General features: G+C 71.7%; 11 protein-coding genes. 2 read left to right on the forward strand and 9 right to left on the reverse strand.

Annotated elements, in window-relative coordinates; translation table 11 throughout:
• Nucleotides 1-3: 3 nt before the first annotated feature.
• From ABVB68_RS28060 to ABVB68_RS28080, 5 genes are all read right to left on the reverse strand, one after another.
• Entirely contained in the window at nt 4-480 is a 477-nt protein-coding gene (locus tag ABVB68_RS28060) for a hypothetical protein (protein WP_353603946.1), read from the reverse strand.
• A gap of 855 nt (nt 481-1,335) precedes the next feature.
• Nucleotides 1,336-2,700, reverse strand: a complete 1,365-nt coding sequence (locus ABVB68_RS28065; protein WP_353603947.1) for a GH1 family beta-glucosidase — start codon at nt 2,698-2,700, stop codon at nt 1,336-1,338.
• 29 nt (nt 2,701-2,729) lie between these two features.
• Nucleotides 2,730-3,590 carry a carbohydrate ABC transporter permease gene (locus ABVB68_RS28070; protein ID WP_353603948.1) on the reverse strand — a complete coding sequence of 287 codons (861 nt, stop codon included), beginning with the start codon at nt 3,588-3,590 and terminating at the stop codon, nt 2,730-2,732.
• On the reverse strand, nt 3,583-4,569 hold the full coding sequence (locus tag ABVB68_RS28075) for a carbohydrate ABC transporter permease (protein ID WP_353603949.1): 987 nt from the start codon (nt 4,567-4,569) through the stop codon (nt 3,583-3,585). Before ABVB68_RS28075 ends, ABVB68_RS28070 begins: the two co-directional genes overlap by 8 nt.
• An 8-nt stretch (nt 4,570-4,577) precedes the next feature.
• On the reverse strand, nt 4,578-5,894 hold the full coding sequence (locus ABVB68_RS28080) for an ABC transporter substrate-binding protein (RefSeq protein WP_353603950.1): 1,317 nt from the start codon (nt 5,892-5,894) through the stop codon (nt 4,578-4,580).
• A 196-nt stretch (nt 5,895-6,090) separates the two neighbouring features.
• Here ABVB68_RS28080 and ABVB68_RS28085 point away from each other — a divergent pair, with 196 nt between their 5' ends.
• Nucleotides 6,091-7,650, forward strand: a complete 1,560-nt coding sequence (locus ABVB68_RS28085; RefSeq protein WP_353603951.1) for an ROK family transcriptional regulator — start codon at nt 6,091-6,093, stop codon at nt 7,648-7,650.
• A 454-nt stretch (nt 7,651-8,104) separates the two neighbouring features.
• Here the strand turns inward: ABVB68_RS28085 and fusA are convergent, their stop codons facing one another.
• The 4 genes from fusA to ABVB68_RS28105 form a co-directional block, all read right to left on the reverse strand.
• Entirely contained in the window at nt 8,105-10,192 is a 2,088-nt protein-coding gene (fusA, locus tag ABVB68_RS28090; protein WP_353603952.1) for an elongation factor G, read from the reverse strand.
• 482 nt (nt 10,193-10,674) lie between these two features.
• Nucleotides 10,675-11,508 carry an alpha/beta fold hydrolase gene (locus ABVB68_RS28095; RefSeq protein WP_353603953.1) on the reverse strand — a complete coding sequence of 278 codons (834 nt, stop codon included), beginning with the start codon at nt 11,506-11,508 and terminating at the stop codon, nt 10,675-10,677.
• Nucleotides 11,509-11,721: 213 nt separating this feature from the next.
• The gene (locus ABVB68_RS28100; RefSeq protein ID WP_353603954.1) at nt 11,722-12,183 is read right to left on the reverse strand and encodes an SUKH-4 family immunity protein; all 462 of its coding nucleotides are present in this window, start codon (nt 12,181-12,183) and stop codon (nt 11,722-11,724) included.
• 9 nt (nt 12,184-12,192) lie between these two features.
• Nucleotides 12,193-12,807, reverse strand: coding sequence for a dienelactone hydrolase family protein (locus ABVB68_RS28105; RefSeq protein WP_353603955.1), 615 nt, complete (start codon nt 12,805-12,807; stop codon nt 12,193-12,195).
• A 517-nt stretch (nt 12,808-13,324) separates the two neighbouring features.
• Here ABVB68_RS28105 and ABVB68_RS28110 point away from each other — a divergent pair.
• The gene (locus tag ABVB68_RS28110) at nt 13,325-14,377 is read left to right on the forward strand and encodes a restriction endonuclease (protein WP_353603956.1); all 1,053 of its coding nucleotides are present in this window, start codon (nt 13,325-13,327) and stop codon (nt 14,375-14,377) included.
• Nucleotides 14,378-14,449: the final 72 nt, after the last annotated feature.

Genomic DNA, 14,449 nt, shown 5'->3' on the forward strand with positions numbered 1-14,449 from the left:
CTCCTATTTGAAGTACCCGTTGAGCTGCGAGACGGACGTGGCTGAGCCATCACGGCCACGGAGCACGGCACCGATCTTGGCGTCGTCCTCGGCGTGCCGCTTCTGCGTGTAGTCCAGGTGATCGGAGATGTGCGCACATGCCTGGAGGACGGTCTTGACCTGCGAGGTCCACATCTCGACGGTCGTCTCCAAGGCGCTTCCGGTCTGGAAGCCGTGCGACTTCATCGTGGCGGCGGCCTGCATGGTCGAGCCCATCGAGCCGTTACCCGACCCGGCCGCGGCGATGTCGGCCTGGCCTTTGACGTCGTCGTAGAGGATGCTGGCCTCGTGGCCTACGGCACCCAGGTCGTCCTGGTGCACCACCAGATCTCCGGATCCTCCGCCGCCTCCGCCGTCCGGTGGCACGTGGTTGAGCCGCGTGTGGGTCTCCCCCCGTCCGGCCGCCTGGGCCTTGAGCTGCTCCCACTCGTCCCACGCCATGACAGGTTCCCTTCCCCCTTGCGGACGATCCGGTGCTCGGTCAAATCAGCAACCCCGGCCGAGTCAAATCTGCGCCACCCCATTGTGCACTACTTGCCAGCCGCGACGATTTCCGGCGGCCGCACGTCCATGTGACGCAGAAGCGCGTCCATCGGGGGGAAGAGGACAGTTGGCGAGCCGCTGCGGCGCTGGGACGGTAGCCGCTCACCGGCCTTCTCACCCCGGGGCAAGGCCCGAGAGCCGGCACACACTTGACTGCCGGTTCACTCGAGCCTCGTGGGCGTCCAGGTCAACCCTTCTGCTCCACCGGGCTGTCATGCACGTGACATGGATCAGGAAGTGCACCTCCACCCCACAAGGAGAGCCGCACGCGCACCTCCCGCACCCTGCTCGCCGCCCTGGCCGCCACGGCCCTGCTGTGCTCCGGTCCGCTCCTGGCCGCCCCCGCCTCCGCGGCCCCCGCCGCCGTCGCCTGGGACACCGACCGCGCGGCCACCGCCTACGCGGTGGATCCGGCCGCCGTCACCGCCTCCGGCAGCGAGAACGCCGGCACCGCCGCCGGCCTCGCCTTCGACGGCAACGGCGGCACCTGCTGGGTGTAGGTGAGGACCGGTGGGCACGGGCTCCCCGCCCGTGCCCACCGGCGGTTCCGGACCGGCTCAGGCGGCCCGGAGTGCGCGGCCGGACCACACGGCCCGGCTGGTGCGGCCGGGCCGTGACGACCCGGCGGATTGCGGCCAGGCCGTGGCGGCCCCGGCAGGTACGGCCGAGCCCTGCTGCCCCGGCGGGTGCGGCCGAGCCGTCGTGACCCGGCCGGTGCGGGCGGGTCACGGTGGCCCGGTGGATCGTGGGCGCTCAGGCGGCCCGGCGTGTCTGGCCGCGGTGGACTCGGACGATGTCCGCGTAGCGGTGTCCGCTGCCCTTGATCGTGCGGGCCTGGGTGCGGTAGTCGACGTGGACCAGCCCGAAGCGCTTGTCGTAGCCGTACGCCCACTCGAAGTTGTCCAGCAGGGACCAGGCGAAGTAGCCGGCCAGCGGAGCGCCCTTGGCGGCGGCCGAGGCGCAGGCGGCGAGGTGGCGCTCCAGGTAGTCCCGGCGTTCGGGGTCGTCGACACTGCCGTCGGGGCGGACCACGTCCGGGTAGGCGGAGCCGTTCTCGGTCACGTAGATCTTCCGCGCGCCGTACTCGTCGGTGAGCCGGAGCAGCAGCGCCTCGATGCCGGACGCGTCGATCTCCCAGTCCATGCCGGTGCGCGCGACACCCTCACGGCGGACCGAGCGGACGTACGGCGCGGTGCCCTCGGGGTCGTCGGCGACGTACGCCGGGAAGTAGTAGTTCAGGCCCAGCCAGTCCAGCGGGGCCGCGATCGTCTCCAGGTCGCCCGGCTGCTCCGGGAGTTCGACGCCGTAGACCTCCCGCATGTCGGCCGGGAAGCCGCGGCCGTGCACCGGGTCGAGCCACCAGCGGTTGACGTGGCCGTCGTGCCGGCGGGCCGCCGCCAGGTCCTCCGAGCGGTCGGTGACCGCGTGCACGGTGGAGAGGTTGTTGACGATGCCCACCTGGGCGTCGGGTGCGGCGGCCCGGATCGCCTGGGTGGCCAGGCCGTGGCCCAGGAGCAGGTGGTAGGAGCTGCGTACGGCGGCGGTCAGATCGGTCCAGCCGGGGGCCATCTTTCCCTCCAGATGGCCGATCCAGGCCGAGCAGGACGGCTCGTTGAGGGTCGTCCAGAGCTTGACGCGGTCGCCGAGACGCGTGGCGACGGCCGAGGCGTACTCGGCGAACGCGAGGGCGGTGTCCCGTTCGGGCCAGCCGCCGCGGTCCTGCAGCACCTGGGGCAGGTCCCAGTGGTAGAGGGTGACCGACGGGGTGATCTCCGCCTCCAGCAGGGCGTCCACCAACTCGTCGTAGAAGGCGAGCCCCTTGGGGTTGACCGGTCCGGTGCCGCCGGGGATCACGCGGGGCCAGGCCACCGACAACCGGTAGGCGTTGACACCGAGTTGCCGCATCAGGCCGATGTCCTCGCGCCAGCGGTGGTAGTGGTCGCAGGCGACGTCGCCGTTGTCGTCGTTCGCGATCTTCCCGGGGGTGTGGGAGAAGGTGTCCCAGATCGAGGGCGTACGGCCGTCCTCGGCGACGGCCCCCTCGATCTGGTACGCCGCTGTCGCCGTGCCCCACAGGAAGTCGTGCGGGAGTGCGGCGAGGTCGATGCGTTCGGACACGGAAGTCCCTTCGGAGTGCGGGATGTTGTTCACTTGACGGCGCCTGCCGTCAGACCGGCGACGAGATAGCGCTGCAGCAGCAGGAAGCCCGCGACCACGGGCACGCTCACGACGAGCGAGGCGGCCATGATCTGGTTCCAGTAGACGTCGTTGAGGGTGGAGTAGCCCTGCAGGCCGACGGCGAGGGTGCGGGTGTCCTCGTTGGTCATCACGGACGCGAAGAGCACTTCTCCCCACGCGGTCATGAAGGCGTAGACGGCGACCGCGACGATGCCGGGGATCGCGGCCGGTACGACGACCCGCAGCAGCGCCCCGAGCGGACCGCAGCCGTCCACCAGTGCCGCCTCGTCCAGGTCACGCGGCACCGAGTCGAAGTACCCGATCAGCATCCAGATGGAGAACGGCAGCGAGAACGTCAGGTACGTCAGGATCAGTCCGCCGCGGGAGCCGAACAGGGCGATCCCGGTGGAGTTGCCGATGTCGACGTAGAGGAGGAACAGGGGCAGCAGGAAGAGGATGCCCGGGAACATCTGGGTCGACAGCACGGTCACCGTGAACACGCGTTTGCCGCGGAACTCGTAGCGGCTGACCGCGTACGCGGCGAACACGGCGATGACGACCGAGCAGACGGTCGCCGCGCCCGCCACGATCAGCGAGTTCACGAAGTAGTCGGCGAGCGGGACCGTCGACCAGATGTCGATGTACGGCCGGATGGTCAGGCCGCTGGGCAGCCAGCGGAACTTGCCGGTGACATCCGCGAGCGGCTTCAGCGAGCTGGAGACCATCACGTACACCGGGGTGAGCACGAACCCGGTGAGCAGGGTCAGGAAGATCCGCCGCGTCCACTGGAACGAACGGGACGGCGCCATGGGCGAGTTGGGGCTAGACATCGGCGGCCTTCCGTCCACGCGAGGTGAGCAGCAGGTACACCCCGGTCACGACCAGCAGGAAGAGCAGCAGCAGGACGGACATGGCCGAGCCGGTGCCGAAGTTCCAGGTGACGAAGGAGGCCTGGTAGATGTGGACCGAGATGAGGTCGGCGGCCTCGGGGGCGGCCTTGCCGAACAGGACGTACGGGGTGTTGAAGTCGTTGAAGGTCCACAGGAACAGCACCAGGACCAGGACCTGGTTGACGGGGCGCAGCGAGGGCAGGGTGATGCGCCGGATCCGCTGCCACGTCCCCGCGCCGTCCAGCGCGGCCGCCTCGTACAGTTCGTTCGGGATGTTCTGCAGGCCGGCCATCACGATGAGGAAGGCGAACGGCCAGCCCTTCCACACCGACACGGTCAGCAGGGCGTAGAAGCTGTTGTCGCCGATGAGCCAGAAGGAGGGCTTGTCGGTGAGGTGCAGCTGGTCGTGCAGGACGTGGTTCACCAGGCCGTTGTCGTGCTGGAACATGAACACCCAGGTGATCACGGCCGCGTAGACGGGCAGCGCGTACGGCACCAGGAACAGTGCGCGCAGCAGGCCGCGGCCGCGGAAGGTGTCCTGCATGCAGATCGCGGCGGCCGTGCCGATGAACCAGCACAGGCCGACGGAGAGCAGGGTGAAGCCGACGGTGACGAAGAAGGAGTGCAGCAGCGCCTTGCCGACGGGGGCGTCGAAGTCCACCGACATCGTGTAGTTGCCGAGGCCGGACCAGGGGGCGGTGCCCCAGTCGCGGATGTAGAACTGGGTGATCTCCTTGAAGCTCATCACGATGCCGACGACCATCGGCACCAGGTGGACGAGGAGTTCGAGGATCAGGGCGGGCAGGAGCAGCAGGTAGGGCAGTCCGATACGGCGGATCCGCCCGGTGCGGCGGCGGGATCCGCTCGCCGCACCGGGGGACGTCTCGCGCACCGGCTCCTCGAGAGCGGTGGTGGTCATGGTCCCGCTCACGCCTTCGGCATCTGCTGCTGGGCCTTCTCCAGCTTCGCCTTGACGGAGTCGGTGGTCACCGCGCGGCCGGCGGCGGCGTCGGCGAACAGGTCCTTGACGGCCGTTCCGACCGCCGTCTCGAACTGCGACTCGGCGGCCACCTGCGGCAGCGCGGCCGCACTGGTGGCGAGGGTGTTCTTCAGCACCGAGGTGGCGGGCGCGTTGAACGCGGCGTCGCTCTGCGCGGCCTTGACCGGCGGGATGGAGGTGTAGGCCTTGTTGAGGATCTTCTGCTCCTCGTCGCTGGTCATGAACTTCACGAACCGCGTGGCGCCGTCGAGGTTGTGGCTGTTCTTGAACACGGCGATGTTGATGCCGGCGACCATCGAGTTGGTCTGGGCGCCGGTGCCGGGGGTGCCGGACTGCACGGGCACCGGGGCGACGCCGTAGTCGGCCTCGCTCATGCCCTGGGACTTGAGGTTGGCGGCGGCGGACTGCCACAGCAGCATGGCCTGCTTGCCCTTGGCGAAGTCGCTGACGGACTGGTTCTGGGCGTACTCGGCGTCGTTGGTCGGGACGACCTTGTCCTTGGCCATCAGGTCGACGTACTGCTTGACCGCGTCCACCACCTTGGGGCTGGTGAAGTCGGGCTTGCCGTCGGCGGTGAAGAAGTCGGCACCGTGCTGTTTGGCGAAGACGAAGACGTGGTGGATGTTCTCCGACACGTTCGCGCCCTCGGCCCCGAGCACCGACGTGCCCTTGGCCCTGACCTTCTTGCCGTCGGCGATCAGCTCGTCCCAGGTGGCGGGCGGCTTGGTGATGCCGGCGTCGGCGAAGATCTTCTTGTTGTAGTAGAGCGCGTAGGACATCGAGTAGAGCGGTACCGCCGCCGGGTCCTTGCCCTCGGCGCCGGTCGAGCCGAGCGCGGAGTCCACGAACCGGCCCCTGCCGCCGATCTTCGCGAAGTTCTCGGCGTCCCACGCCTGCAGCGCGCCGGTCGCCTGCAGCGAGGCGCTCCAGGTGTTGCCGATGTTCAGCACGTCCGGGCCCTGACCGGAGGTCGTCGCCGTGAGGATGCGGTTGAGCAGGTCGGACCAGGGCACCACCTCCAGCTTCACCTTGATGCCGCTCTGCTTCTCGAACTTGGCGAGCTCGGGCTGGAGGACCTGCTTGTCGACCGTGATGCTGGCGCCCTGGTTCGACGCCCAGTAGGTCAGCGTCTTCGGCGAGTCGTCGGACCCGCTGCCGTTGGACGAACCCCCTCCGCAGGCCGTGGCCCCGAGGGCGAGAGACATGGTCACGGCGCCTACGGCCGCGGCTCGGATGCTGCGCATGGCTCCTGGTGTCCCTTTCCGGGAGTCGAGAACCGCGAGGGCCACTCGCACGAACCGACACCCCGTTCGGTTCGCGAAGCCCCCTCATGGCTTAATTTAGGACGTGAGTTAAACCTCAAGAGAAACGAACGTCAAGGGATCCGGCAGCGGCAACCGGTCATAGGGGCCGTAAAACCGCGGGAATCTGGGAGGCCAGGTGGCAGGGCTGAGCGGCCGCACGGTGCGTGACCTGCGGCGGGAGAGCCGGAGCGCCGTTCTGCAACGGTTGTATGTCGATGGGCCGATGAGCCGCCAGGCGCTGGGCCCGGCGACCGGTCTGAGTTCGGGATCCGTCAGCAACGTCGTGGCCGAGCTCCTCGCCGACGGCCTGGTGGAGGAGGCGGGCGTGATCGGCGCGGACGTCGGCAGGCCGCGCCGGCTGCTGCGGGTCCGCCGGGACAGCGGGCGGCTGATCGGCGTGGACGTCGGGGAGACCCGGGTGCGGGTGGAGCTGTTCGACCTGGGGATGACCGAACTGGCGCGGGCGGAAAGGCCGTTGGGGCCACGGGGTTACGACGTCGACGCCGTCGTCGGACATGTCGCCGACGGCGTCGCGGAGGTTCTGCGGGCGGCCGGCCTGGGGGCGGTCGGTCCCGGGACGGTCGGCCGGAGGACGGCAGGTTCGGGGACGGCCGGTTCAGGGACGGCCGGGCCGGGGGCGACCGGTGCGGGGACGGCGGGTCTGGAGGCGGCCGGTTCGGGAACGGCCGGTCTGGAGGCGGTCGGTGTGGAGGCGGTCGGTCTGGAGACGGTCGGGCCGGGGGCCTTCGATCCGGGGCCGGCCGGGCCGGGGCCAGCCGATCCGGGGCCGGCCGGGCCGGGGCCAGCCGGTTTCGGGGCGGCCGGTTCCGCCTGCGCCGATCTGCTGGGCGTCGGTGTCGGCGTACCCGGCATCGTCGAGACCGGCGGTGCGGACGGGGCCGTCGTCCACGGGCAGACCATCGGCTGGGACGCGGTGCCACTGGAACGGCTGCTCCGCACGGCCGTCGGGCTCCCGGCGCACCTGCCGTTCTTCATCGACAACGGGGCCAAGGCGCTGGGCCAGGCGGAGATGTGGTTCGGCGCGGGCCGCGGGGCGCGCAACGCCGTGGTGGTGCTGTTCGGTTCGGGGGTGGGTGCCTGTGTCGTCACCGAGGAGGCGGCGCAGGGACGGGCGGTGGAGTGGGGGCATCTCACCGTACGGGTCGGGGGGCGCCGGTGCCGGTGCGGGGCGCGGGGGTGCCTGGAGGCGTACGCGGGCGCGGAGGCGCTCGTGGCGCGCTGGCGTGAAGCGGGCGGGCGGCCCTCGGCCGGGGCCGGTGAGGAGCGGGCGCTGACCGAACTGCTCGCCGCGGCACGCCCCGTCGGCGACGGCGCGCCCGACCCGGTGGCCGCGGCCGTACTCGCCGAGACCGCCGCCTATCTCGGCGCCGGCCTGTCCGACCTCATCAACCTCTTCCAGCCGGAACGGGTCCTGATCGGCGGCTGGGCCGGTCTGCAGCTCGGCGGTGGCTTCCTGGACCGGGTCCGTGACCACGCCCTCGCCCAGGCCCTGCGCCACCCCGCGTCCCGGGTCGGCGTCGAGCTGGGCCTGCTCGGTCCGGACGCGGTGACGGTGGGCGCCGCGGTCCTTCCGCTGGCGGCATTCTTCGCGACGGGCGGCCGCCGCCCACGCCCGGCTCCCGACCCCCCACGCTCCCCCGCCTGGCGGGCGGCGGTGAGGGGGCGACTGGCCTGAGGGGGCGGTGGGTGTGGACGCGGTGACCGTGGGCGCCGCGGTCCCCCCCCCCCGCCGGCGAAATTCTTCGCACCGGGCGGCCGCCGCCCACGCCCGGCTCCCGACCCCCCACGCTCCCCCGCCTGGCGGGCGGCGGTGAAGGGGCGGCTGGCCTGAGGGGGCGGTGGGTGTGGGCGCGGTCGCCCGGAGGGGCGGAGGGAGCGACCGGCGCCACGAACCGTGCGGCTCGTGGCGCGGACCTTCGACGCGGTGCCGGACGCCACGCCGTGCTCAGCGGATCGGCACCGGTGCCGGTGCCGGTGCCGATCCGGGACGGCGAACGCCGCCGTCCCGGTCAACGGACCGGCGCCCGTGCCGACGCCGACCGCGACGGCGCCGATCCGCAGGGGCACCGATCGGCGGGGGCGCCGATCCGCAGGGGGGCCGATCCGCAGGGGCCGACGCCGCCCCCCGCTCACCGGGCCGGCACCGGTGCGGGCGCCCGTACCGGTGCCGGTGCGTAGCCGGCGGGGCGGGTCGTGAAGGTGCCCCGGCCCTGGGTACGGCTGCGCAACCGGGTCGCGTAGCCGAACAGCTCCGCCAGCGGCACGGTCGCGCTCACCTCGACCACCCCGCCGTGGGATTCGGAGCCGCCGACGCGCCCGCGCCGGGCGGCCAGGTCCCCGAGGACCGAGCCGACCGCGTCCTCGGGCACCGTGACCGTGACGTCGGCGACCGGTTCCAGCAGTGCCGTCGCGCAGGCGCGCAGCGCCCCGCGAAGACCGAGCCGGCCGGCCGCGCGGAAGGCCGTGTCGGAGGAGTCCTTCACATGGGTGGAGCCGTCGGTGAGCGTGACCCGCACCCCGGTGACCGGGTGCCCGCCGAGCGGACCCTCGGCGAGGGCGTCCCGGCAGCCGGCCTCGACCGCGCGCACGTACTCCTGCGGTACCCGCCCGCCGACCACGGTGGAGCGGAACTCGAAGCCGCCTGCGCCCACTTCGGGGCCGAGCGGTTCCACGTCGAGCACGACATGGGCGAACTGCCCGGCCCCGCCGTCCTGTTTGACGTGCCGGTGGACGAACCCCCGCACCTCGCCGACGACCGTCTCGCGGTAGGAGACCCTGGGCCGGCCCACGGTGACCTCCGGACCCCCGTCACGGCGTACCTTCTCCACCGCGACCTCCAGATGGAGTTCGCCCATACCGCAGAGCACGGTCTGCCCGGTCTCGGAGTCGGTGCGCACGACCAGCGAGGGGTCCTCCTCCGCGAGCCTCGCCAGCGCCGTCGCGAGCCGGCCGGTGTCCGTACCGCGCCGCGCCTCGACGGCCACGGACACCATGGGTTCGGCGGCCACCGGCGGCTCCAGAAGCAGCGGAGCGCCCGGATCGCACAGCGTGGAACCGGTCCGGGCCGACTTCACGCCCGCGAGCGCGACGATGTCACCGGCGACCGCCCGGTCGAGCGGGGCGTGCCGGTCCGCCATGACGCGCAGGATCCGCGCCACGCGCTCGGTGCGCCCGGTGCCCGGGTCCCACACGGTGTCCCCCTTCTCGATCGTGCCGGAGTAGACGCGCACATGGGTCAGCCGTCCGGTGGCACCCGCGCTCACCTTGAACACGAGCCCCGCGAAAGGCGCTTCCGGATCGGCGTACCGCGTCTGCTCGGCGTCCTGGTGGACACCGCGCACGGCGGGCACGTCGAGCGGCGACGGCAGGTAGGCCACCACCGCGTCCAGCAGTGGTTCGATGCCGCGGCTGCGGTAGGCGGAGCCGCACAGGACGACCACGCCCTCGCCGCTGTGGGTCAGGTCGCGCAGGGCGGCGGCGAGGGTGCCGGCGCCGAGCGTCCGGCGGTCGCAGAACTCCTCCAGGGCCGCCGGATGCAGCTCCGCCACCGCCTCCTCCAGTGCCCGGCGCCGCCGTGCCGCCTCCTCCCGCAGCGGCTCGGGAACCGGCGCGGCCACGGCCATACCGTCCCCGTCCGTCCAGACCAGGGAGCGCATCCGTACGAGATCGACGACTCCCGTGAAGTCGCCCTCCGCCCCGATCGGCAGCTGGACGACGAGCGGGGCCGGATGCAGCCGTTGCCGGATGGAGTCGACGGCCCGGTCGAGATCGGCGCCCGCGCGGTCGAGCTTGTTGACGAACGCGATCCTCGGCACGCCGTGCCGGTCGGCCTGCCGCCACACCGACTCGCTCTGCGGGTCGACCCCGGCGACGGCGTCGAACACGGCGATCGCCCCGTCCAGGACGCGCAGCGAACGCTCGACCTCGTCGGCGAAGTCGACGTGGCCGGGGGTGTCGATGAGGTTGACGCGGTGGCCGTCCCAGGCGCAGCTGACGGCCGCGGCGAAGATCGTGATGCCGCGGTCGCGTTCCTGCGGGTCGAAGTCGGTGACGGTGGTGCCGTCGTGCACCTCGCCGCGCTTGTGGGTGGTGCCGGTCGCGTACAGGATCCGCTCGGTGACGGTGGTCTTGCCCGCGTCGACGTGGGCGAGGATGCCGAGATTGCGGACGGTGGCGAGAGTGGTGGGGGTGGCGGGGTTGGTGAGGTCGGTGCGCACGGCCCTGTGGCCTTTCGGGAAGTGGTCCTTGAGAAGGGCAGCGCGATTTCCCGTGACGCCCGGGGACACAACGGTGCGGCCCCGGCGAGGCGAGGCGAGGCCTGGCCGGCCCGGCGAGTGCCGGGGCGGGCAGGCGAGTGCCGGGGGCGGGCCGGAGGGGTGTCAGCGGGGCGTCACGGGCATCCGGTGCCGGCCGCGCAGCGGGCACCGGACGGACGAGGACACCAGGATCACGTCGGTCCGCGACGGGGGAACAACGACGGCGGTACGGTCACGCACGGCCGGCTCCCCTCGGTCCTCACACACCTGATCGGGCGCGCCGCGGTGGTGTCGGTGCGGCGCGCTTGCATGACCGAGTCTAGGAAGGCGGATCGGGCGGCGCCCACCTTTTTTCCGGCGGCACCGGGTGCGGTCGCCGGGGAGGGCGACGGCCCCGGCGCCTCCCGTGCTGTGACCGGGAAGGTTCATGGGGTTGTCGGGCGTCAGCTCGGGTTCTGGAGGAAGGTGATGAGAGCGGCTGTGAGTTCGGCGGGCGCGTCTTCTTGGACGAGATGGCCGGCAGCGGCGATGGGTTCAAGTCGCGCGCCCGGGATGCGGGCGGCGAGCTCCCGCCCTTTCGCCACGGGAATCCAGGTGTCGTCCTGACCCCAGCACACCAGTGTCGGGATGCCGATCTCGCCGTACCGGTCCTGCACCTCGTCGGTGTGGAGCTGGTCGGCCTGGGCGATCTGCCGGTAGAAGGCCGCCTGGCCGGGGTCGCCGAGCCAGGGCCGGACGAGCCGGTCGAGGACCGCCGGGTGCAGGCCGGGACTGCTGGCCGACGTTATGTACGCGCGCACCAGGGCGTGGTGGAGCGCGGGCGGCAGTTGCTCGAAGACCTCGGAGTGCTCGCCGACGAGCCGGAAGAACGGGGATCCCCACGGCGCCAGCGCGACCGGGTCGACCAGAGCGAGTGCGCGGTAGCGGGCGCCGTGCAGCAGATGCGCCCGCAAGGAGACGGCACCGCCGAAGTCGTGGGCGACGACCAGGGGTTCCTCCAGGCCCCAGTGCGCGAGAAGCTCGGTGAAGACCCTGCCCTGGGCAGCCAGGGAGACATCCTGGCCGGCGGACATCTCCGACGCCCCGTAACCCGGCATGTCCCACACGAACACCTGATGACGGCGGGCGAGTGAGCGGGCGACGGCCCGCCAGACATACGAGGAGAAGGGTGTGCCGTGCAGGAGGACGACCGGATCCCGACCGGGTTGTCCGAGACTGCCCCAGCGGACGTCGCCCGACGTGCTGCGGAACGTCTCGGCCAGCTGCCGTTCACTCACGGGTGCTGTTCCTCTCGGCTGTGCCTCCGGCCCAAGCGGTGATCAGACCGAGTGCGGTCCGGACGGCGTGGTCGCAGGCCGGTAGCGCCGTGCCCGGACGGTGACTTCAAACGTTTGCCCGGTCATGCGGCGGCGGGCCTGAGTGGTCTCCCACCCCAGCGGATGCCCCCTTGTCAGTGCAGCTTGCGCAACCTGCCCCGATGATCTGCATGGTCACACACTCATGCCGTAGCCGAGCTCCTCAGCCCCGATGTGCCAGAAGGAGTTCTCGTCGGCAACGGCCTTGACGTCGAGCATCCCGAACCGTTCCAGCAACGCTTCAGTGAGCGCGTCGGCGGCCTGCTCGGCCAGGTCCACGGTCTCGTCTTCGCTCAGACCGTCACCGGGCCCCTCGTATGCGGCGGCCTCAGCAGCGGCTTCCTCATAAGCGCGGTTGAAGGCAACGAACGCCTCGACGCTGGAGTTCACGAGTTGAGGAACACCGCCCTCCGGCAGACACCAAAGCGAGCCGTCGTCACGCCGTAGGGCGAGCGCGCTCAGTCCTGGGTCGACCGCGACCAGGGCATACCGCGCACCGTCGACCGTGCGTTCCGCAAAAGGGGAGTCCTGCCACACCCCGGGGTACGGGCAGCGAGCACATCCGGCCAAGAGCGAGGCGACTTCAGCGTCGTTCATGCCGAGAACCTAGCCCGCCCCGCCGACACCCCACCAAGCCGGTGAACCTGTGCGGTCACAGCACCAGCCCAGGAAGTCCAGCACCCGGCGCCAGGTCAGCTCGGCGGCGGCGGGATCGTAGTCCGGGAGGTCCGGGTCGGTGTAGAAGTGACCGGCGCCCGGGTAACGGAAGACCTCCAGGTGCACTCCCGCGTCCCGAGCCGCCCGGCAGAGGGCGGACACACGCTCCGACGGCGCGAAGTCGTCCGGTTCGGCGACGTGCAACTGCGCCCTGAGGCCCGGACGAACGGTTGCGGGCAGGCCGGCGGTCGCGTGCAGCAGGAGAACGCCGGCGGCAGCGGGACGCTCGGGCCAGAGATCGGCGACGACACCGGCGCCCATCGACATACCGACGAGCACGCTCTCGTCCGGCAGGCCGCGCAGGGCCAGCCGAGCGCGTTCGACCACCGTCGGCCACCCGATCCGCTCCACCAGCCGGAACCCCTGGTCGATGGTGGCCGCGGCCTCGCCGCCGAAGAGGTCGGGCGTGACGACCTCGTGCCCGGCGCCGCGCATGCGCGCGGCGGCGAGCAGTTCGACGGGGCGCAGGCCGAGAACGGAGTGGAACAGCGCGATGTGGGCCATGGCGTCATCGTGGCGCACCGGCGGCTCGCGGGTGCCGTACGGCCCGCCCGACCGACGGAGATTCTCCGCGCGTCGGCCGAATGCCTCACGCTTCCCGCACGACCGTCACCGGCCCAACGCCTCACGCTGCCAGGACGATCCGTCACCGGCCCCCCACACACATCACGCTGACCGGACGAACCGTCACCGACCCAACACGTCACGCCGACCGGACGAACCGTCACCGGCCCAACACGTCACGCCGACCGGACGAACCGTCACCGGCCCAACACGTCACGCTGACCGGACGATCCGTTCCCGGCCGGGCGCGCGTCACGCTGCTCTGACAACCCGTCACCGCCTCGGTAGGCCCCGGCGTCCCGGCTCACCTCGGCAGCGGGTCCCGGCCTCTTCTGGAGCCCGAGGAGATACGGCGCGTCCGGGACCGGCGACAAAGCATCCGCCGGCCATGACAACAGTCGGCGATCTTGGGCACCTGTAGAAACACGATCTTGTCGCCGTCCAGGAGGAAGCCAGCGTGACCATACCCGTGCGCCCCGTTCGACCTCTGCGGCACGACCGGCGCTTCGACCTGCTCGCCACCACCTTCTTCTTCCTCCTGCTCGCGATCGCCCTGTGCGTCCTCGTGTTCGTGGCGCGGACCGCGGCGGGCGTCGCCGAACGCCGTCCGGTGTGGGCCGGCGTGCTGGTGGTGCTCGGCGTCGCGACCGCCGTGACGCTCCGTTCGAGGTGGCGGCGCTTCTCCGCGGCCCGGTGTGCGCGCCGCGCCGCCCTGGCACTGGAGGAGGCGGCCGAGAAGGCGTCCGACAGCCTCCGCACGGCGACACACGACCTCGCCGTCCGGCCGGCCCCGGGCGACGTCGAACGAACGACTTCCCTCGGCTGGGTCCCCGAGCCGACCGCCCCGGCCCCGGCCCCGGCCGCACACGAGCAGGCCACGGCCGAGTACACCGGACTCACCGCTGACGGCTTCGAGCAGGCCACGGCCGCATACACCGAACTCACCACCGACGGCATCGAGCAGACCACAGCCGCATACACCGAACTCACCACCGACGGCATCGAGCAGACCACAGCCGAATACACCGAACTCATCGCGGACGACATCGAGCAGGCCACGGCCGCATACACGGAAGCCGAGCAGGCCGTGTACGAGTACCGGCAGGTGGCCGCCGAGTACAGCGAACTCGATCCCGACGGTTTCGAGCAGGCCGTGGCCGACCTGTGTGTGCGTGATCACTGCCAGGACGTGGAAGTGGTGGGCGGCGCGGGCGACTTGGGTGCGGACGTCACCGCGGTGACCCCGGACGGGCGGCGCGTGGTCATCCAGTGCAAGCGCTACGCCGAGGACAACAAGGTCGGCTCGCAGGACATGCAGCGCTTCGGGGGCACCTGCTTCACCGTGCACGGTGCCGACGTCGCGGTGCTGGTCACGACGAGCGACTTCACCGCGCCCGCCCTCGATTACGCCGGTCGGTCCGGAATCCTGTGCGTGAACGGCGAGGAGTTGCAGGCGTGGTGCGACGGCACGGGACCAAGTCCCTGGGACCTCACGGAGATCTCCCCCTGACCACCGAACCGGTCGCCGGCGCCGCTACGGGCAGGCGTCGCCGGACGGTGGGTGCCGGGCGCCGTCCGACGC

It is taken from the genome of Streptomyces sp. NPDC096012 (genome assembly GCF_040426375.1).
Lineage (GTDB): Bacteria > Actinomycetota > Actinomycetes > Streptomycetales > Streptomycetaceae > Streptomyces.